We start from the raw sequence: 21,154 nt of genomic DNA, 5'->3' as shown, positions 1-21,154 counted from the left end.
TAATCCTTTAAATAACTGAGATGGTCGAATAACCACCTGGTTTTTTCGCTACATGCACTTGCGTGGCAACGCGTTCGGTCATTTCTGATACGTGAGAAATAACCCCGACTTTGCGGCCTTGTGCTTGCAGAGAATCAAGAGCATCCATCGCGATGCTTAACGTTTCACTGTCCAACGTACCAAACCCTTCGTCGATAAACAAAGAGTTTATCTGTACTTTATTTGACGACAACGAAGCAAGCCCTAATGCCAGTGCTAACGACACTAAAAATGACTCACCGCCAGATAATGTATTAACAGAGCGCTGCTCATCGGCCATGTCTTTATCGATAATAGCGATATCGAGCGTTTGCCCTATGGCTGTTAATTTGTAGCGTTTATTTAGTGTCTGTAAGTGACTATTCGCATAATGTAGCAGTATTTTTAAAGTTTGCGTTTGCGCTAAATTACGCATGGTTTTACCGCTGGCATCCCCGAGCACCTTATTGAGTAAATGCCAGTGCTCATAGCTTTTTTGCTGTTCAACTAATAGCTTTTGTTTATCAGCCAGCGCTTCGCTATTTTGTTGATGGGTTTTAAGCTCAGTCGCAACTTGCAATAGTGCATTATTCGCTTGTACTTGTTGCTCTGTGGCTTGACTAAGCTGTAATTGCAGCTCATCTTCACCGAGAGCTGGCTTATCATTTTGATGCTGAGCCAGCGCTTGTTGTCGTTGTTTTAAAAGAGCCTCAGCGTCTTTTAAGCTACTCTCGGCGGTGTGGTAATCTGCCAGAGTTTGTTTGATTTCAGCGGGGCTTATTGTTAATAACTGACTAACGGCTTGCTCATCCAAGCTTGGGTGCTGCGCTTTAAAATCGTTAAACCACAGACTAAAGCGCTCATTAAGCGCTGCTTGCTCAGCGGTGAGCTCTTTTTCACGCTCGTCAATATTGGCGATTTGAATGGCTTGTTCGTCACGCGCCTTCACCGCATTACTATGGTTAGTCTGGGCAAGTTGCAGTGCCTGCTGCGCTGAATCTATCGCCTTTTCAAGCTCTGCTATAAACTCATCTACCGATATCGCCGCGTTACTAAATAAGCCCTCGCGCTTTGATTTTATCTGCGTGAGTTCGTTTTGAGTTTGGCTAAGTTGCTCGTTGCACTGAGTTAAGGAGGTATGTGCTTCGTTTAGCTGCGGCGTTACATGTGCAAGGTGCTGCTCGATGGCTTTTAAGCTAGTTTTAAGCTCATCTGCCGTTTGCAGCGAAACTTGATAAGCCTCTACGTGCTCTGCAATGTTCTCTAAAGAAATGCTTTGTGTATTGAGTGCCTGCCACCAAGGTGCACTAGTGAACTGTTGATTCAGTGTCGTATAAAGCTGCTGATACTCATCATTGAGCTCGTTTAAACGTGTTTGCTGATTATTCAGCTGTTGCTGTAATTCGTTTAACTGCTGCTCTTTGCTATGAAGCGCTTGCCCTTGCTGATTATACTCAGCTTGCTTAGCCGAAAGCGTGTTTTGCAGCTGCTGTTGCTGTTCAAGGGTTTTGTAGTACTGCTGTTTTTGCAAGCTTAGCTGTTGCTGACGCTCGTTTAACTGATCTTCGGTTAAATCATTTAGCTCAGTACGATTAGCCGCCATGGTTTCTTTGAGGCTCTGTTGATGAGCGCTCAGTTCCGAGATTTGCCCAGTTAACGAGCTTATCTGTTGGCTGCATGCCGCCAGCTCATTACTTTTAGCTTGCTGTAATGCTTGCTGAGCTTTTAAGTGCTGTTTGGCGTTAGTTAACTGGTTGGTAAAGTCGTTAATAAGTTGACTAAATTGCTCGTTAACCATTTCTTCATGCATAAAGGGGTGCTCTTTTGAGCCACATACTGCACACGGCTCCCCTGCCTTTAAAGTGGCGCGTAACTGGCTAACCCCTTCACTGGCTCTTAACTGCACTTGCTGTAAGTTTTGCTCACAAAGCGAAACCTGCTGCTGTGCTTGCTCTGCACCTTGCTGCGCATCTTTTAATGCTGTTTGTAGTTGCTGCTCAGTTTGGCTTAATGTGTTTAGCTGGGTTTGCCAATTTTTTAACTGCTGATGATTAGTTTGCCACACTTGGCGCTTTTCAATTAGGTGCTTAATCGCTTCAAGCCCCGCATCAATATCTGCCATTGATTGGGTGTTTAAACTCGATTTAAAGGCGGTATCTTGATCAACTAAGCGCTTAATTTCTTGCTCAAGGGCTTGGTATTGAGTTTTACACTGCTGCGCGGCTGCTTGCTGCTCATCAATTTTTGGTTGAAGAGCTTTTACGTTTTGCTGTGATTGGCTAATTGTGCGTTGTTGCTGGCTAAAGCGGCTTAACTCACTTTTAAAGAATGACCAGTCTTTTGCTAATGGTTGCCATTGTGCATGTGTTTCTAAATAGCTATTTATTTGTGCTTGTTGATCGAGCTGTTTTTGCTGCTCTGCTTTATGGCTATTTAGTGTATTAGTCAGCTCTTGATGATGGTGCTTAGCTTTCTCTGCTTGTACTTTTTGCGCCGCTGTTTGCTGGTTTAATACAGCAAGTTGCTTATCTAACTCTCGGGCCTGGCTAATAATAGGTTGCGCGTCTTTTTGTGCTTGCTTTGCTTGGTTTAGTTGTGCGGTTTGCTTTTCAAGCGTTTGCTCAGCGTCTTTGATCAGTGTTTTATGATCAACATTTAAAAGCTGCTCACGGTTTTTAATTAGTTGCCCATGTTGAGAAGCAATCGAAGTAACGCGCTCGCGGTTATCTTTTATTTCTAGGCATTGCTGGGCTTGTTTCGCTTCAGTCGCTTTTTCAGCAAGCGCGTGCATTTGTTGCTGTAATTCTTGCTTTGCTTGCTCAGCTTGGTTTAGCTGTTGTTGCTGCTGAGACGCTTGCTTGTACCACCCTTGGTACTGTTCAAATTGTTTTATTTGCTTTTGTAATTCAGCAAGTTTAGCCTCAAGCGCTTTTTGTTCTGTTTGTTTCGTTTCGACCTCTTCAGGGCTTAAAACCTGATAGTTACTTAAACTTAACTTTAACTGCTCTAATGCTTGAAGCTGTTCACGATGGCGTTCAAAAATTCGCTGACCAATACGGCTAAATTTATCGGTGCCTGTTAAGCATTCAAGTAGTTGCGCACGCTCATCCCCGGTTGCTTTTAAAAATGCTGCAAATTCATGTTGAGCAAGCAGCACAGCGCGTGAGAACTGTTCAAAGCTTAAACCGATAATACGCTCGATTTCTTTACTTGCAGCACTCCTATCAGCGATGAGGGTTTCATCAGGTAAAGAGTGCAGGCTATGTTGTGCAGGTTGTAACTTGCCATCGGCTTTATTACGCGCTCGGCTAAAGCTTAACCTTGCTCGGTACTGTAGTTTATCTTGGCCAATAAAGTCGACCTCAGCATAGCCCTGCCCTGCCCCGCGGCGTAATAAGTTTCGCGAGTCATTGAGTTTGATATTGTCGCCGTTAAACTCAATTTTATTGCCTGTATCGCCGCGTAATCTTGCGGTTTTGTTATAAAGCGCTAAGCAAATGGCATCGAGTAATGTGCTTTTACCCGCGCCAGTATCACCGGTGATGGCAAACAACCCTGCTTCTTTTAAAGGCGAAGCGCTAAAGTCGACTTCGGCGTCTAAGATAGAGGCTAGTTGGTGAACACGAATCGCTAAAATTTTCATAGTAGGTCCTCTGCATTCAACTCATCGATCACTTGGCTTAGTAAGCCTTCTAGTTCTTTTGGCACCACCTGCCCTGCCATATCTTTATTGTTTGCAAATGCTTGCTCTAAAAGTGAATGTGGGTTTAGCGCTTCAATTTGCGAGACATCTTCAAATAGAGTTTGTTCATCGTCTTGCTGGTTGCTTTGCTGACGTACTCTTTCAATGCCACAAAACTTAACCTGCTTACCTTCTAGGGCTTGTTCTATTTGTTCTCTAAAAGTGGTGTCAATGTCATGGGCGCTCAATTTAACCCGCAGGTATGGCGCTAAATCTTCATCTGTTAAATCGAGCTGTTTTATAAGCTCACAGAGTTCGTTCAGTGGTACGCAGTCTTTTTCTGGTAGCAACATGACTTTACAAAAGCTAGGAATGTAAAGGGGGTTTACAGATGTACCTGAGTCACTAAGCTCGACTAGCACAACTTGATGCTGATAGCGTCTTTCAGAAAATGACATCGGCATAGGCGTGCCACTGTAGCGAATAGTTTCTTTTTTCGCGACTGTCTGAGCTTTATGAAGATGCCCTAGTGCAACATAATCAGGTTGATCAGTAAATATGCTTGCCGATATCGAATCTTCACCACCAATCACTAAGTTACGTTCAGAATCAGATGAGATGTCTCCACCTTTTGCATGCAGGTGGCCCATAGCAATTAATGGCGCGTTTGGTAATTCGCTTGCTGCTTGTAATGCATCTTTGTAGGCAAGGGCAACTGCTTGGTTGTAACTTAACGGTTGCTCTTGTTGGCGGTTATAGCTGCTTAAATCACTACTACGTAAAAATGGCATGGCAACAACATTCGCATCGCCGTTTTTTGTGATGATTGGCAGTACAACCTCATGAGGAGCATTGCTATCAAAGCGGCCAACAACATGGGTATCAAACTGAGCTAATAAAGGTTTTGCCGCCATAATACGATTTGCTGAATCATGGTTGCCAGCAATAATCACTATGTGTAAGTCAGGACAATGCTGCTTAGTGGTTTTAATAAATTGGTAGAGTTGGTTTTCTGCGCTGGCAGGTGGCGTTGCCGTATGATAAATGTCACCCGCAACCAGTAGTAAGTCGATCTGTTCTGACACAAGCGTATCGGTTAACCAAGCTAGAAATGCTTGATGCTCATCGAATCGGGAATGCTCGTAGAATTGTTGGCCTAAATGCCAATCAGATGTATGAAGGACTTTCATTAAACGCTCTTATTATTTATTAAGAGCGTCAATATACCTAAGCTGAGCCAAGATGCCCAGCCTGGTTTGTTAACTTAAGCTATACCAAGCAAAAACCACCATAGGCAATGCTAACAATGCCATTATCATAGGTACTTTAAGCGCTTTGGTTTGCTTAGCTTGTAAAATCTTAAGGGCATTTGTTTCATTACATGCCGCTACTTTGTCGATATAAAAATACCCTGAATCTAGGTACTGCTTACAATTTTGTTCGTCCGCTGGAATTGCAATTAGTTCTTGTTGTTTTTTTAGGATATAGAAATCCATACGCTCACCGAATTCTATGCTGATTACCAAACATTTTGGGGTTTAAAATGCATGCTTCGCAGACCCCAAAATCAAAAAAGTGGGCGATTTTAAATACAAATGGCAGTAAATTTCAATAGCAAATGTCGCAAAATTTAATTTATTGCAAAAATAATGGCAATTAAGGATAAAATTACCAGTGCAGTCGGGTAAATTAGCCACTTTTTAGACCCATTTACACTCGGGTTCGTGCGAGATAATGCATCTGACTCATCACAAGCTGCAATCACTTCGACAAATTCAAATCCGCGTTCTTTGTACTCGTTTAGAATTGATTCTTGAGCAGGAATGGCTGCTAAACGAGAGTCTTTTTTTACAATATAAAACTTCATCTAATCACCCTTTCATTATTAACTAGAATTTAAGCAGAGTATCTACTAATCAACTGTAATACTTTGGGATGAATTAGTGCTGAACTAAAATTAACCAGTGTTTTGTAAAGGGGGTTTACAAGGTGTTAATCAAGGTAATTTTTTTGTGAAAAATAGGTCTTCAATAAAACATCGAATACTACCCGAAAAATCCCGCACTTTATCGTTATTTTATTGCAACTTTGTTAGCAGTTTGCGATGGTACGCTGGCAAATTAATTACAGGATTAACAATGAAAAAAGCAGTTCTCAAATTGAGTGCTTTGGTATTGCCTTTAGCAGTATCTTCAGCTGTGATGGCGTCATCTGTTGAGCAAACTAAAGGCTCATTCGTTGACAAGTTCCGTCAGCTAGATGAAGCACTTCCAACTCCAAACGTATACCGTAGTGCAGCCGGTGAACCCGCTGAAAATTACTGGCAACAGCAAGTAAACTACGACATCGATGTAAAGCTTGATGAAAAGAAACGCCGCTTAACAGCAAGCCAAACTATCGAATACAAAAATAACTCGCCGCACACGTTAAAGTACCTTTGGTTACAACTAGACCAAAATATCTTTAAATCTGACTCAATTGCTGAAATGACATCTACTTTCAATGGTAAAACATTGCAAGGTGACCCTCAGCCAAAATCAACTAAATTGAGCTTAGGTCAGTTACGTCGTCAGCAATTCATGGCCGACAACGAGCTGGGTTATCAAATCGCCAATGTTAAAGACGAAGACGGAAAAGAGCTTAAAGTTACTGTAGTAGATACCTTAATGCGTATCGACTTAAACGAGCCGCTTAAACCGGGTAAAGACGTTGAGTTCAGCATGGACTTCGCCTTTAACATTGTTGAAGAAGACGCCGTTGGCGCGCGTTCAGGTTATGAACACTTTGAAGAAGATGGTAACGATATCTTCTTATTAGCGCAGTGGTTCCCTCGTCTTGCTGCATACACTGACTATGAAGCCTGGACTAACAAAGCTTTCTTAGGAAGCGGTGAGTTTACGCTTGAGTTTGGTGACTACGATGTAGAAATTACAGTACCTGCTGATCACATCGTATCGGCAACAGGTAAGCTTGATAACCCAAGCAGCGTTCTGACTAGCACACAGCGTAAGCGTCTTGAACAAGCTGAAGATGCTAAGCGCCCTGTTTTCATCGTGACTGAAGAAGAAGCGTTAGAAAACGAGAAAGAAGGAACAAACAAAACTAAAACATGGCACTTTAAAGCTGAAAACGTACGTGACTTTGCGTGGGCTTCTTCACGTAAGTTTATGTGGGACGCAAAAGGCTATCATCAAGGCGGTAAAGATCAGCCGTTAGTAATGGCAATGTCTTTCTACCCGAAAGAAGGTGGCGACCTTTGGAAGAAGTACTCTACTGAAGCTGTTGTTCATACAATGGAAGTGTATTCACGCTTCTCGTTTGACTACCCTTACCCTGTGGCTCAGTCTGTAAATGGTCCTGTAGGTGGTATGGAATATCCAATGATCACCTTCAATGGCCCGCGTACTGACCTACAAGACGACGGTACACGTACTTACTCACAAGCAGAAAAGCGTTTCTTAATCGGCGTTGTTATCCACGAAGTAGGTCACATTTACTTCCCTATGGTGGTTAACTCTGATGAACGTCAATGGACGTGGATGGATGAAGGTCTTAACAGCTTCTTAGATGGTGTTGCTGGTCGTGAATGGGACCACACAATTCCTTGGGGTGTTGAGCCTCGCGATGTTGTTGCATACATGAAGTCTGAAAACCAAGTGCCTGTTATGACTCAGTCAGACAGCGTATTACGTTTAGGCCCTAATGCTTATACTAAGCCTGCTGCTGCACTTAACATTTTACGTGAAGTGATCCTTGGCCGTGAGTTATTCGATTTTGCATTTAAAGAATATGCACAGCGTTGGAAGTACAAGCGCCCTACTCCAGCTGATTTCTTCCGCACTATGGAAGAAGCATCAGGTGTTGACCTTGATTGGTTCTGGCGTGGTTGGTTCTACACCACAGATCACGTTGATATCTCGTTAGACAAGGTTTACCAACTTCGTTTAGATACCAAAAACCCTGATATCGACTTTAATCGTTTACGTGATATCGAAGCTGACAAGCCAATGCCGTTATTCGTAAAACGTAATAAAGAAGAAGGCAAAAAACTGTGGGTTGAAGAAAACCCAGACGTAACTGACTTCTACGACGAAAACGACCGCTTCACAGTAACTAACAAAGAGCGTAACGCGTATAACAAATTCCTTAAAGGTTTAGAGCCTTGGGAACGTAAAACGTTTGAGCGTGCAATCAAAGAAGATAAAAACTACTACGTACTTGAGTTCTCAAACTTAGGTGGCTTAGTCATGCCTATCTTACTTGAGCTTACTTATGAAGATGGTACGAAAGAAGAGCAGTACATTCCGGCTGAAATCTGGCGTCGTAACCACAAGCATGTACAAAAGCTAATTGTTACAGAAAAAGGTAAAAACCTAGTGTCTGTTACAGTCGATCCACGCTGGGAAACAGCGGATGTTGATGTAGAAAACAACAACTACCCGCGTCGTATTATTCCATCGCGTATCGAAGTGTACAAACGTGAGAAGAGTAAAGCGAAAGTTAGCCGCGATATCATGCAAGATATTAAAACTGAGCTGAAAAAAGACGACGAAAAAGATGCTGAGGAGCAACAATAATGCGCTTTGCAGCCATTATTTTTGCTTTATTACTGAGTGCGCCAACTATGGCGCACCAGTTAAAAGCGTCTGTGACTACCGTGTTATTTAACAAACGGACTAACAACATAGAGCTGATGCATCGTTTTTATTTACATGATACAGAACACGCCGTTGAACATTTGTTTGACGGCAATGCTGATATATTAAGTAATAAAGAAGATCAAAAGCGTTTTGCTGATTATGTTGAGTCACATATTGCTCTACAAACTTTAGGTGGCAAACCACTTGAACTTAAAGATGTGGGTGCGCAAGTTGATGGTAAATTCTTTTGGGTTTATCAAGAAGTCACGATACCAGAGGGAATTCATGGTATTCGTATGAGCAACGGAGCACTTCGTGACCTATGGCCAGCACAAGTAAATATGGTAAACATTGAAGGCAAAGGAAAGGTAAAAACACTGACCTTTAGCCAAGATGATACCTGGCTTGAGGCTAGGTTTGAGTCGGTCAATCCAGAGTAATACCAATCCAAAAGGATTAAAAAAGTTCCTTTTTTAATCCTTTGATCCTTTAATTAACCCATTTCGTAAACTATCTTATTAATGGGCTTCAAAATTTTCCCAACTCTCATATACAGGGATTTATATGACTATCCATGACAACAATATCCGTGGTGTAATCTTTGACTTAGATGGTACTTTGGTTTCATCAGAGTTGGATTTTTCGCTTATCAAAGCGCAGGTAGGCTGTCCTGTTGAGAATGACTTACTTGCTTACATTGCATCATTACCTTCGCCTTACATGCGTGAAGAGGCGATGAACATAGTTCATCAGCATGAACTCATAGATGCACAACACGCTCATTTATTGCCAGGTGTTGCTGAGGCAATTACTAGGCTGAAAGAAAATAATATCCCGATGGCGATTGTAACTCGTAACTACGACCGTGCAGCTGCTATTAAATTAAAGAATAACCCCTTACCAATAGAAACTGTGCTGACTCGCTCTGATGCGCCAGCTAAGCCTGATCCAAGTGCCTTGAATGCGATTGCTACACTATGGGAGCTTGATCAGTCTGAGTTACTATATGTTGGCGATTACTTATTTGATATTCAGGCTGCGCATAATGCCAATATGCGTGCTTGCTTGTACGCTCCGGATGAAATTCCCGAGTATGCGAATCAGGCCGATTATGTAATGCATCATTTTTCAGAACTACCTACTTTGGTTGACTCATTCCAAGAAAATAAGGTGTTATGTTAAATAGCCTTGTTTTTAATTTTTCCTGAGATTTATTGTTAGTTTTTTATTTTTCTAAATGTCCTAGTACTAGCCCAAGCCGTCATGAGTTGCTAAAATATCGGCAATTATCAAATGTATTCATAGAGGCATAAGATGGGCAGAGCATTTGAAGTCCGCAAAAACGCCATGGCTAAAACAGCCAATGCAAAAACTAAAGTAAATTCTAAGTACGGTAAAGAAATCTACGTTGTTGCTAAAAATGGCGAACCAGATCCAGAAGTTAACCAAGCGCTAAAACGTATTATTGAGCGTGCAAAAAAAGACCAAGTTCCAGCACACGTAATCGATAATGCAATCAAAAAAGCAGCCGGCGGAGCAGGGGAAGACTATTCTCCAGCACGTTACGAAGGCTATGGCCCTGGTAACTGTATGGTAATTGTAGACTGTTTAACTGATAACCCTAACCGTACTATCAAAGATGTACGTTTACCGTTTACAAAAACAGATTCAAAAATTGGCACACCGGGTTGTGTAGCGCATATGTTCGATCACTTAGCTGTTTTAGGCTTTGAAGGTGATGACGACGAAGTTGTACTTGAAGCGCTAATGATGGCTGATGTAGACGTAACGGATGTAGAAGTAGAAGATGGCAAAGTGTCAGTTTTCGCTCCACATACAGAGTACTACAAAGCAAAAACTGCTCTTGAAGAAGCATTTGAAGGTATTAACTTTGAAGTAGACGAAATCACGTTTGTTCCACAAGTTCATACTGACATCACTGAGCCAGATGATATCGCAAACTTTGAAAAGTTTATTTCTATGCTTGATGACTGTGATGACGTGCAAAACGTTTATCACAATGCGATTGTCAAAAACTAATTTTAAAAAAGTTAGTACGTATTAGTACGTAAAAAGGGGCATTTGGTAACAAATGCCCCTTTTTTAATAGATTTTTATTATGCCGTGAATGATGAGTATTCACTGTCGTTATGAGTTTATACCAATACGCTTAATTTAGTGGTCTATTTTGAGGCAATAAAACCTCGTTGATAACAAGGCAAAAATTTCGTTATTTAGTTGTTCTAAATCAGAAATTTTTAACGCAGGTAGCGACAGGTTTAATCCCTCAAAATAATTAAGTATTATTGCGGATTGGTATCAGTTGATATTAGTCAAAAAAAAAGCAGCCCTTAGGCTGCTATGAACGACACATGAAACTCGAAGGAGAGTTGTGTAGTGGCTAATTTAACGACTTATATTTTATACGGAACGCATGCAATAATGGTTCAGTATATCCACTAGGTTGTTTAACTCCATCTAAAACAAGGGCTAACGCTGCTTGATAAGCAACGCTTTGCGCTAAGGTTTCGGCTGAATCAGCCATATTTTTGTAAGCAGGATCACCTTCATTTTGGCCATCAACGACTTTCGCCATGCGTGCCATGGTTTTTCTAATTTGCTCTTCAGAACAAACACCATGATACAGCCAGTTGGCCATGTGTTGGCTTGAAATACGCAGTGTGGCACGGTCTTCCATTAAGCCAACATGGTTGATGTCTGGTACTTTTGAGCAGCCAATACCTTGGTCAATCCAACGCACAACATAACCTAAAATACCCTGTGCATTGTTATCAAGTTCGGCTTGAATATCTTCTTTGCTTAAGCTGCTGGCATCTTTCATAAGCGGTGGAGTGAGTAAGCTGGTAAGGCTTGCTTCTTTACGGTCCATAAGCGCTTTTTGACAAGCAAATACATCAATATCGTGATAATGCATTGCATGCAGCGTTGCAGCAGTAGGAGAGGGCACCCACGCGGTATTTGCACCACTTTTCGGGTGACCACTTTTTTGTTCCATCATTAACGCCATTTTATCTGGCATTGGCCACATACCTTTACCAATCTGTGCTTTACCACTGAGACCTGTAGCTAAGCCAATATCAACGTTGCGATCTTCGTATGCGCTGATCCAAGGCTCAAGTTTAATTGCGCCTTTTGGCAATACCACACCTGCTTGCATTGAAGTATGAATTTCGTCACCAGTACGGTCTAAGAAACCGGTATTGATGAATACAACACGGTTTTTAGCCTCGAAAATACAGGCTTTTAAGTTAGCTGAAGTGCGGCGTTCTTCATCCATAATACCCATTTTAATGGTGTTTGCAGGCAAGCCTAGCAACTGCTCAACGCGGGTAAATAGGGTATTAGTGAATGCCACTTCTTCTGGGCCATGCATTTTTGGTTTTACAATGTTAATGCTATTAGCCGTTGAATTTTTAAGGCTGCCTGTGCCTTTTAAATCATGAAGCGCTGCGGTGCTGGTGATAATGGCATCCATAATGCCTTCAAACACGTCATTGCCTTCACTATCTTGGATAGCTGGGTTAGTCATTAAATGGCCAACGTTACGCACAAACATCATGCTACGGCCTTTAAGCGTGATTGTTTCGCCATTTACACCTTGATATTGGCGGTCTTGTGCTAAACGGCGCTCAATGGTTTTGCCATCTTTGTTAAATGCTTCTACAAGGTTTCCTTGCATTAAACCAAGCCAGTTTTGATAAACATTTACTTTGTCTTCGGCATCAACGGCAGCAACGGAATCTTCACAGTCCATAATCGTTGTGAGGGCCGCTTCAAGTAGTACATCTTTTAGGCCTGCTTTATCTGCTTGGCCTATTGGGTTATGGTGATCGATTTGCAGCTCTATATGTAAGCCATTATTTTTCAATAAGATAGCGCTTGGGTTTTGCGCTTCACCTTGGTAGCCAATAAGTTGTTCAGGATTTGCTAAACGAACCTGACTACTGTCACGTAATGTGATTAAAAGCTCATTATTTACCACCGAATAGCTGGTGCTTTCGATGTGTGAGCCATTTGCTAAAGGCAATGCTTTATCGAGGAACTGGCGGGCATAAGCCATTACTTTAAAGCCACGTACTGGGTTGTATGTAGAGCCTTTCTCAGCGCCGTCGTCTTCACTCAACACATCAGTGCCGTATAGCGCATCATACAAAGAGCCCCAGCGAGCATTTGCTGCATTTAAGGCAAAGCGTGCATTGCTTACTGGCACAACAAGCTGCGGCCCAGCTGTACTTGCGATTTCAGGCTCTACTTGCTCTGTTTCTATGCTGAAGCTAGCGGGTTCAGGAACGAGGTAGCCAATGTCTTCAAGGAATGCTTGATAGTTAGTTGCATCCCATACCGGCTGCTGCTTGTGGTAGTCATCAATCTTAGCTTGAAGTTGTTCGCGTTTTTCTAAAAGTGCACGATTGATTGGCGTTAGTTCATTGACGATATCAGCAAAACCTTGCCAAAAGGTGTCTGTGCTAATGCCTGTTCCAGGTAAAAGTTGCTGTTCAACAAACTGTGCAAGTTGTTGATCAACGCTTAAACCGTTAAGTGAGAGAGTGGTCATAATAATGTCCTTTAAACGAGCTTAATTTGATCATTCATGGTTCAACCATATCGTAAAAAAGGCTAATAAGCAGGCTATTTACCATTCACTAAAAATATAGTGGCAATAACAACTATAAATTTACTAAATCCAAAAAATCCGCCTAATGTTGAATTAAGCGCTACGAAGCAAATGCCAACTAGCCACTCTCACTAACAAAAAATAGATAACCCGTTCGAAGGATTTTTATTATGACAACATATCAACGCGAAACCGATAACCTAGCTACTTTATGTCAAACACAAGGCAAAACGTGGCAGTCAATCAACCCAGAATACGCAAGCCGTATGCGCTTACAAAACCGTTTTCGTACGGGTCTAGACATTGCTCAATACACTGCAGACATTATGCGTGCAGACATGGCAACCTACGATGCTGACCACAGCCAATACACACAATCATTAGGTTGTTGGCATGGTTTCACTGCACAGCAAATGATGATGGCAATTAAACGTCATAACAAAACAACCAAACGCAGCTATGTATACCTAAGTGGCTGGATGGTTGCGGCACTTCGCTCTGAGTTTGGTCCATTACCTGACCAAAGTATGCATGAAAAAACATCTGTTCCAGCGCTAATCGAAGAAATCTACACTTTCTTAAAGCAAGCTGATGCACGTGAACTTGACCACCTTTACAAAGACCTAGACGAAGCGAAAGCAAACGGCGGTGATGTTCAAGCTGTACTAAATAAAATCGATAACTTTGAAAGCCATGTTGTGCCAATTATTGCTGACATCGATGCGGGTTTCGGTAACGAAGAAGCAACTTACCTACTGGCTAAAAAGATGATTGAAGCGGGGGCATGTGCTATCCAAATCGAGAACCAAGTATCTGACGCAAAACAATGTGGTCACCAAGCTGGTAAAGTAACTGTACCGCATGAAGATTTCCTAGCAAAAATTAACGCTGTTCGTTACGCATTCTTAGAGCTTGGTATTGATAACGGTATTATCGTTGCTCGTACTGACTCATTAGGTGCAAGCCTTACTCAAAAAGTGCCTGTATCTAAAACACCTGGCGACCTTGCTAGCCAATACACGTCGTTCCTTGAAACAACACCTGTAAACAGTGTAGATGACTTAAATGAAGGCGACACAGCAATGAAGCTGAATGGTCAGCTTTGCAAACCAACACGTTTAGATAATGGTTTATACCAGTTCCGTGAAGGCACAGAGAAAGACCGCGTAGTTCTTGATTGTGTAACTAGCTTACAATCAGGCGCAGACTTACTGTGGATTGAAACAGAAAAGCCAAACGTTAAACAAATCGCTGAGCTTGTAAACCGCGTTAAAGAGCAAGTACCAAATGCTAAGCTGGTATACAACAACTCACCGTCGTTCAACTGGACACTTAAATTCCGTGAGCAAGTATATGCTGAGTGGCAAGAACAAGGTAAAGACCTATCTGCTTACCCAAGCATCGATGACAATAAAGCATTAATGGCGCCAGAAATGGATGACACAGAGCTTGCAGCGGCAGCAGATGTACTTGTACAAAACTTCCAAAAAGATGGTGCACGTGAAGCGGGTATCTTCCACCACCTAATCACGCTACCAACTTACCATACAGCGGCGCTAAGCACTGATATTCTATCAGAAGGCTATTTCGGCGACCTTGGTATGCTAGCGTATGTTCGCGACGTACAACGTCAAGAAATCCGCCGTGAGCAAGCATCAGTGAAACACCAAGACCTAGCAGGTTCTAACATTGGTGATACGCATAAAGAGTACTTCTCTGGTGAAAATGCGCTTAAAGCCGGTGGTGAAGCAAATACTATGAACCAGTTCTAACCAAGTTGTAATTTCCTTTATAGCTATTCAATAATGTTGTTAGGGGTCTTCGGGCCCTTTTTCATTTGTAGCCATCAGCTTTCAGCCGTCAGCCATCAGACTCGCATCTCACATCTCGAACCTCGCACCTCGCATCTCGCATCTCGCATCTCGCATCTCGCATCTCGGATCACTCTTTAACCAAGTCTTGGATCAGCTATTTACTAGCTTATAAAAATACAGATCACGCATTTACCAGCTTAAGAATTTTAGATCAGGATTTAACTACCTCCGCCTCATGAGCCTTAATTTAGGGCTTATTGGCAGAGCACAGCCTCTAGAATGGCCAAAATTAGGTCATATAAACGGCAATTTAATACTGTTTTGTAAAATCTTGCGATTTACAAACCGATTTTTTATTAACTCACCCAAGCTATAAACCGATTTTTTACCAACTCAACATCCTCACAAACCAAAATTTTACTAACTGAAGCTAGGTTTTTAGCGGCACAAACCGATTTTTTACTAACTCAAGTTACTGATTTTGGCTATAAACCGATTTTTTACTAACTGCTTTTGGATTAATGTCCGATATTTGAAAAATGTATGTAAGGAGTTACTCACATTGTGACTGTAAAGGGGGTTTACAGGAAAAGAGAGCTATCAGCTTTCAGCCGTCAGCTATCAGATTGAGATTCAAAAGTTAGCAAGAATAAAGTTAGAAAGGGGAAAGTTAGCAAGAGTAAAGTTAGAAAGTAGCAGCGGGTTTACCCCGCGTTATGGTTTTATTAAATGACGCGGCATAAAGCTGCTGCTACAGGTAAGTGTGAAACTATTTTATGTTTTGTGTATGGCGCGGCATAAAGCCGCACCTAAACTATTGCTCGCAACTCGCAACTCGCAACTCGCAACTCGCAACTCGCAACTCGCAACTCGCAACTCGCAACTCGCAACTCGCAACTCGCAACTCGCAACTACTTACTATGTTTATCAAACCACCATTGAATATAGGCTACTTTGGTCATCAGGTTTGATGGACGCGCGGTAATACCATGTGAGGCATTAGGAATACGTACCATCGCTGTATCAACACCTTGCAGCTTTAACGCTTGGTAAAATTGCTCGGTTTCAGAAATAGGGGTGCGATAGTCTGATTCGCCGGTTAACAGCATAGTGGGTGTTTTTACATTGCCCACATAGCTAATTGGGGAGCGCTTCATATAATGCTCAATATTGTCCCATGGTTTACCTGGGAACCAATAGTCAGCAAAGAAAGGGTAGAAGTCAGCAGTTAGTACAAAGCTGATCCAATTGATAACTGGTTTAGCAACAACAGCTGCTGCAAAGCGGTCTGTATGACCCACAATCCATGCAGTTAAAACACCGCCACCTGAACCGCCGGTAACAAACAACTTACTCTCATCAATAAAGCCCTTATTGATGACAGCATCAACACCTGTCATTAAGTCATCAAAGTCATTACTAGGGTAGTTATGATGAATTGTTTGCGCAAATTCTTTGCCGTACGAGTCACTGCCGCGCGGGTTCATATACAGCACAACATTCCCTTTGGCTGCGTATAATTGCACTTCAGGGCTAAAGTGAGGGCCGTAGTTTGCAACAGGACCGCCGTGGATCTCTAGTACAAGTGGGTACTTTTTGTTTTTATCAAAGCCCGGTGGGTAGGCAATCCAACCTTGAATAGCCAAACCGTCGTGGCTTGATTTAACCCAAATTTCTTCAACCTTAGCCAGCTCTTTGTCGCCCAGCGCATCTTCGTTTAATTGCGTTAAACGTGCGGTTTTACCACGCTTAATTAATGCTACATCAGCTGGGCGCTGTGTATCTGCGAGTGTGAATGCAACTTCACCACCTTCGCTCACATCAAAATCACCACCTGAATACGGACGACCAAAGGCGACACTACCAATCTCTGAGGTAATCACCTTATGTTTACCACTACGCGGCTGGTAAGCTAGGTGTGTTTTGCCTTCGCTATCGTAGCTAAAATAAAGACCTCTGCCGCTATCATCCCATTTTATATCTTCGACACTACGGTCTAAATCAGCAGTGAGTACTGAGGTTTTTCCTGATTTCAAATCAAGTAAATAAATGTCGCTGTTTTCATAGTTAGTCTTTTTGTCGTCATAGCCTGTGTATGCCAGATAACGACCATTTGGCGAGACTTTTGGGCGTGAATCTGGGCCTTTACGGTCTGTTATTTGGGTAATTGAACGATCCGCTAAGCTAAGTTTATAGATTTCAGATTCAGTTGGGTGTAATTCATTATCTTCATAACGATTAGCCGAAAAATAAAACGCATCGCCTTTTTCGTTAAAGCTAATAGCACCACCATGATCAAAATCACCAGAGCTTAATTGACGTGCATTGCCGCCCGTTGCACTGATGATAAAAAAGTGACGATAACCTTTTTCAGAGTAGCCACCGCCATCGGCACGGTAATAGGTATCGTCAATATATTTAGCTGGCTCTGCCCACTTAGCGCCTTCTGGCTTACCCGGTAAAGACACAGGGCTTGCTGATTTTGCTGGCACAAACTGGCTAAACACCAATTGTTTGCCATCTGGCGTCCAAGTTAATCCGCCAGGGCTTTGCGTTAGGTTACTAATTTTTGCTACGTTACCGGTTTTTAACCATTTTACATAGATTTGGCTGCTACCGTCTCGGGTAGAAATAAACGCTAAACGAGTTTCATCAGGCGACAATACCGGAGAGTAGTCCATATGCACGCCAGACGTTAGCGGTAGCATGGTTTTACCATCTGGGTTTACTGACCAAATATTGCTGACTTTACGGTCGCTTTTGATATCCATGCGATTACGCACAAAGTAAATTGTATCGCCATTTTTTGTCATTTCTATTTGGTTGGCGTATTCAAGATCAAAAACATTTTCAAGTTGAAAGGTATTGCTAGCTCCTGCATGGCTGTAAAAGCTAGCTGCTGCAAGCAGTGCTAAAGACGTTTTAAACTTCATTTTATTTCCTTGTTAGTGAGCAGAAATTAGGGCGTGTTAACCTGTTATAAAGTAACAACCATCAGAAATATAGTCCATTGCGATGAATGGAGAAATCAATAGACAGATGGTCATTTCCCTTTTATGTTGAGTACAGACACTTTTAAACGTAAGGAGCACACAATGATAGGTTACATCATGTTAGGCACTAACAACCTAGCTAAAGCAGTAAAGTATTACGATGAATTGTTCGCCACTCTAAACGCCGAGCGCTTTTTAGAAACTGACCGCTTTGTCGCATGGAGCACAGGCCAAGATAAGCCCGGTTTTGCGGTTACCAAACCTTATAACGATGAAAAAGCCACAGTGGGTAACGGCACTATGATTGCTCTGGCAGTCGACACCCCAGCCCAAGTAGATGCCTTTTATAAGAAGGCCATAGAACTAGGTGGCACAGACGAAGGTGCCCCCGGCCCACGTGAAATGCCCGGCTTTTATGCGGGATACTTTAGAGACCTAGACGGTAATAAACTAAATGTGTTTTGTTTTACGCATGGGTAAAAAAAGTTAGCAAGGGGAAAGTTAGAAAGAGTAAAGTTAACAGGCGCTAGGCTCTAGGAAACAGGGCCTAGCTTATGTAGCCGAGGTTTTAGATAATAAAGAATAAGTTTCACCAGCTGAGAATATTATGGCTCATTTACACTGCTTTTCAGGTAGTTATCAGTAGAACTCTTACACCTTTGTAAAGTATGCATGCTCAAAATTGACAAGCTCCGGTGCTTTATACACATGCTAGTGATAACAATTCATTTAAAGTAAATGTGCAGAATTATGAAAAAATTAGTGTATCTCATTGTCTCTTGCTTAGTTTGGCATCCCGTATACGCAGAAGAACCTGACGATCTTTTTGGTGCCTTGAGTGGCTTATACTGGTGTTTGAAGAAAGAAACTCCAACAAGCTTCGAGCAAATTGATTCTGCGTTTGGATTTGAATTACCAGCTAGTGCAACTAAAGCCAGTTTTGATGATTGGTACAAGAATGTAAGTTTAACCGTTGAAAACGAGGAGCTTTTAGTGACTCGGAAGTTAGATAAAACATCAAAAAAATCGGCTGTTAATTGTGAATCTGTTTCAAGTACCAATTAAAACAATAGCTCTCATGGTAAGCAAAGCGAGCTTTTTTAGAAAACGCGCTAAAGCACGACCTACAATTCGCAAAAAGTTGCGCGAAATAAATTTCTTGTTTACAAGAAAGTAGTGGGGTTATCTTAAGCTGTGATTAGGAAGCTGTTGTTCGGCGCTAAAGCACCTCCTACCTCACATCTCGTACCTCGCATTTCGCACCTCGCACCTCGCACATCGCACCTCGCACCTCGCATCTCGCACATCGCACCTCGCATCTCGCACCTCGCACCTCGCATCTCGCACCTCGCATCTCGACTCTCAACCTGATGGCTGACGGCTGAAAGCTGACAGCTAGTTCCCCTACCAACTTCCGCTTATTTTCATTACACTGCTCCAATACAAAAATAATTATAAAAATTGAGAATGATCATGACGTCGAAACTGCTTAAACCTCTTTCTTGTGCATTTGCACTGAGCCTTGTGGGCTGTGGTGGAGGTGAGGTGTTTACTGCCCCTGCTAGTAGTGAATTTGCCCATGGCAATGAGCTACTAAGTGCCACGGCGCTAACCGAGGATGCTAGTCACGCGTTAGTGGCAACCCAATCTGAGGTGTGCGTTTGGGATAATCAGTTAAAAGCGCGTTTATACGATTGTATAACAGGGCAGGGCGCTGAACATGTTGAACTTGTGGGCTTTAGCGCTAACAAATCTCGTTTTTTCATTTCAAATAGATTATCGGTGACTTTATACGATACTCGCACTGGGCGTAGTATTGGTACTTGGCTTACCGGGCAAGAAATCGCTAGAGACATCGCTATTTCAGCCGTAGGCGATACTTTGGTTATCGCTTATCGTAGCGGCAAGGCTGAGGTAATAAATACTCGCACAGGTGATACTAAGCGTTTTGATATTCATCGCTTAGATATTAATAGCGTGGCGTTATCGGCTGATGGTCAGTGGGCGTTTACCGGCTCAAGCGACAAGTACGTTAAGCTTTGGTCAACAAGTGATGGTAGCACTCGCTTTGAAGAGCGTTTAGCGACTAGAGTGAATCACGTTACTTTAAATAAAACAGCAAGCTTGGGCTTTGCAATTGACTCGGTTGATGATCGTGTATTTTTTGATTTAGCCAATCAAAAAGAGCTATCAGAAGTGGCCTCATACTCTAACTTTATTGAATTCACTGCATCGCAATTTATTAATCAAGATAAATGGCTATTAACGGCCTCACCAAAAATGAAGATGCGTTTATATCGCGTTGCAGATGGTGAATTAATCGCTGAATACGAAGCTAAACAACAGCGCCAACGTACGTCAGTACTGAGTGTGGCGTACGATGGTAAGCAACTATATTCAGAAACCAGTGATGGCCTATTGCAAGCTTGGCCATTTGATAAAATAAACACTAAATAACAGCTAAAACAAAAACGCCTACTTTAAGTAGGCGTTTGTTTTAAATGGCGATGAAATTAGTAATCAAACTTATGCTTGGTAAACAAGCTTTGCACTTGTTGCCAAACTGCACCAGGTTTACCATCGCCAACTAACTTGCCATTTACTTTTACAACTGGGCCAACTTCTTTAGTGGCGCTGGTGATCCATACTTCGTCGGCATCAAGTAACTCATCTTTACTAATAATGCGCTCTTGCACTTTAAAGTCACTGTAACTGTGAAGAATATTGAGGATTAACCAGCGGGTGATCCCCGGTAAAATTTGGTTATCAAGTGGTGGCGTACTGATCACACCATCTTTAACAATAAACACGTTACTTGAACTAGCTTCGGTAATTTCTTCTAAGCGGTTAAATAGAATGGTTTCTTTGTTACCTGCTGCTGCACCGTGCTGGTAATGGATCACGTTGCCAAGCAGTGCCGTTGATTTAATATGGCAGCGTTGCCAGCGACGGTCTTGCTCAAGCGATACAGTGTAAGTTGTTGCATTGTCGATATCGCCTTGTGGCTCTGCTGGAATTTCAAAAGCAAACGCGAATACGGTCGGGGTAATATTAGTTGGGTAACCGTGGGCACGCTTAGTGTCGGCGCCGCGGCTAACGTGCAAATAAATCCCTAGATTATCACCTTGGTTTTTCTCGCATAAATCATTACAGATTTTACGCCACGTATCGGCACTGTAATCGAGCTTAATTTCAAGTTCGTTTAAACCGTTATTCATACGCTCAATATGTGCGCCAAAGCCAAGCATTTTGCCTTGGTATGATGGGATCACTTCATAGATGCCATCGCCAAATAAGAAGCCGCGATCCATGGGTGAAATCTTTGCTTCATCAGCGCCAAGGTATTCACCGTTTAGGTATACCGTGCCCAT

Annotated in this window: 15 protein-coding genes; 8 read left to right on the top strand and 7 right to left on the bottom strand. The window is 42.3% G+C overall.

All coding sequences use genetic code 11. The features are described 5' to 3' along the window. Nucleotides 1-7 precede the first annotated feature (7 nt). From WA256_RS05275 to WA256_RS05260, 4 genes are all read right to left on the bottom strand, one after another. The gene (locus WA256_RS05275; RefSeq protein ID WP_335989508.1) at nt 8-3,661 is read right to left on the bottom strand and encodes an SbcC/MukB-like Walker B domain-containing protein; all 3,654 of its coding nucleotides are present in this window, start codon (nt 3,659-3,661) and stop codon (nt 8-10) included. After that, nucleotides 3,658-4,890, bottom strand: a complete 1,233-nt coding sequence (locus tag WA256_RS05270) for an exonuclease SbcCD subunit D C-terminal domain-containing protein (protein ID WP_335989506.1) — start codon at nt 4,888-4,890, stop codon at nt 3,658-3,660. The genes WA256_RS05275 and WA256_RS05270 overlap by 4 nt, the downstream gene beginning before the upstream one ends. A 69-nt stretch (nt 4,891-4,959) precedes the next feature. Then, on the bottom strand, nt 4,960-5,196 hold the full coding sequence (locus tag WA256_RS05265) for a hypothetical protein (protein WP_054553375.1): 237 nt from the start codon (nt 5,194-5,196) through the stop codon (nt 4,960-4,962). 134 nt (nt 5,197-5,330) lie between these two features. Beyond that, nucleotides 5,331-5,567 (bottom strand): hypothetical protein, encoded by a 237-nt coding sequence (locus tag WA256_RS05260; RefSeq protein WP_054563150.1) that lies wholly within the window; start codon nt 5,565-5,567, stop codon nt 5,331-5,333. Nucleotides 5,568-5,838: 271 nt separating this feature from the next. Between WA256_RS05260 and WA256_RS05255 the strand changes: the two genes are divergently transcribed. The 4 genes from WA256_RS05255 (at nt 5,839) to WA256_RS05240 (ending at nt 10,380) form a co-directional block, all read left to right on the top strand. Next, nucleotides 5,839-8,277, top strand: coding sequence for a M1 family metallopeptidase (locus WA256_RS05255; protein ID WP_062565432.1), 2,439 nt, complete (start codon nt 5,839-5,841; stop codon nt 8,275-8,277). Beyond that, nucleotides 8,277-8,780, top strand: coding sequence for a DUF6702 family protein (locus tag WA256_RS05250; protein ID WP_335989501.1), 504 nt, complete (start codon nt 8,277-8,279; stop codon nt 8,778-8,780). The genes WA256_RS05255 and WA256_RS05250 overlap by 1 nt, the downstream gene beginning before the upstream one ends. Nucleotides 8,781-8,904: 124 nt before the next feature. Beyond that, on the top strand, nt 8,905-9,522 hold the full coding sequence (locus WA256_RS05245) for an HAD family hydrolase (RefSeq protein ID WP_055021253.1): 618 nt from the start codon (nt 8,905-8,907) through the stop codon (nt 9,520-9,522). 132 nt (nt 9,523-9,654) lie between these two features. Next, a complete protein-coding gene (locus WA256_RS05240; protein WP_335989497.1) occupies nt 9,655-10,380 on the top strand; it encodes a YebC/PmpR family DNA-binding transcriptional regulator in 726 nt (241 codons plus the stop codon). Nucleotides 10,381-10,741: 361 nt separating this feature from the next. Here the strand turns inward: WA256_RS05240 and WA256_RS05235 are convergent, their stop codons facing one another. Beyond that, nucleotides 10,742-12,916: a malate synthase G gene (locus tag WA256_RS05235; protein ID WP_442961419.1), complete on the bottom strand. Its 2,175-nt coding sequence runs from the start codon at nt 12,914-12,916 to the stop codon at nt 10,742-10,744. A 230-nt stretch (nt 12,917-13,146) separates the two neighbouring features. Between WA256_RS05235 and WA256_RS05230 the strand changes: the two genes are divergently transcribed. Then, the gene (locus WA256_RS05230) at nt 13,147-14,748 is read left to right on the top strand and encodes an isocitrate lyase (RefSeq protein ID WP_335989494.1); all 1,602 of its coding nucleotides are present in this window, start codon (nt 13,147-13,149) and stop codon (nt 14,746-14,748) included. A 953-nt stretch (nt 14,749-15,701) separates the two neighbouring features. On the opposite strand, the gene WA256_RS05225 is transcribed toward WA256_RS05230, so the two are convergent. After that, nucleotides 15,702-17,723 (bottom strand): S9 family peptidase, encoded by a 2,022-nt coding sequence (locus WA256_RS05225; RefSeq protein ID WP_253048961.1) that lies wholly within the window; start codon nt 17,721-17,723, stop codon nt 15,702-15,704. Between the two features lie 162 nt (nt 17,724-17,885). Here WA256_RS05225 and WA256_RS05220 point away from each other — a divergent pair, with 162 nt between their 5' ends. The 3 genes from WA256_RS05220 (at nt 17,886) to WA256_RS05210 (ending at nt 20,240) form a co-directional block, all read left to right on the top strand. Further along, nucleotides 17,886-18,263: a VOC family protein gene (locus tag WA256_RS05220; RefSeq protein ID WP_063528517.1), complete on the top strand. Its 378-nt coding sequence runs from the start codon at nt 17,886-17,888 to the stop codon at nt 18,261-18,263. A gap of 270 nt (nt 18,264-18,533) precedes the next feature. Further along, entirely contained in the window at nt 18,534-18,848 is a 315-nt protein-coding gene (locus WA256_RS05215) for a hypothetical protein (RefSeq protein ID WP_253048956.1), read from the top strand. A gap of 408 nt (nt 18,849-19,256) precedes the next feature. Next, nucleotides 19,257-20,240: a WD40 repeat domain-containing protein gene (locus WA256_RS05210; RefSeq protein WP_335989487.1), complete on the top strand. Its 984-nt coding sequence runs from the start codon at nt 19,257-19,259 to the stop codon at nt 20,238-20,240. 56 nt (nt 20,241-20,296) lie between these two features. Here the strand turns inward: WA256_RS05210 and WA256_RS05205 are convergent, their stop codons facing one another. Then, entirely contained in the window at nt 20,297-21,154 is an 858-nt protein-coding gene (locus WA256_RS05205) for an aminotransferase class IV (RefSeq protein ID WP_062565426.1), read from the bottom strand.

It is taken from the genome of Pseudoalteromonas sp. CH_XMU1449-3, from assembly GCF_037027245.1.
GTDB lineage: Bacteria > Pseudomonadota > Gammaproteobacteria > Enterobacterales > Alteromonadaceae > Pseudoalteromonas > Pseudoalteromonas shioyasakiensis.
Note: the sequence above shows the minus strand (reverse complement) of the source record. Positions and strands in the feature narration are given on the sequence as shown.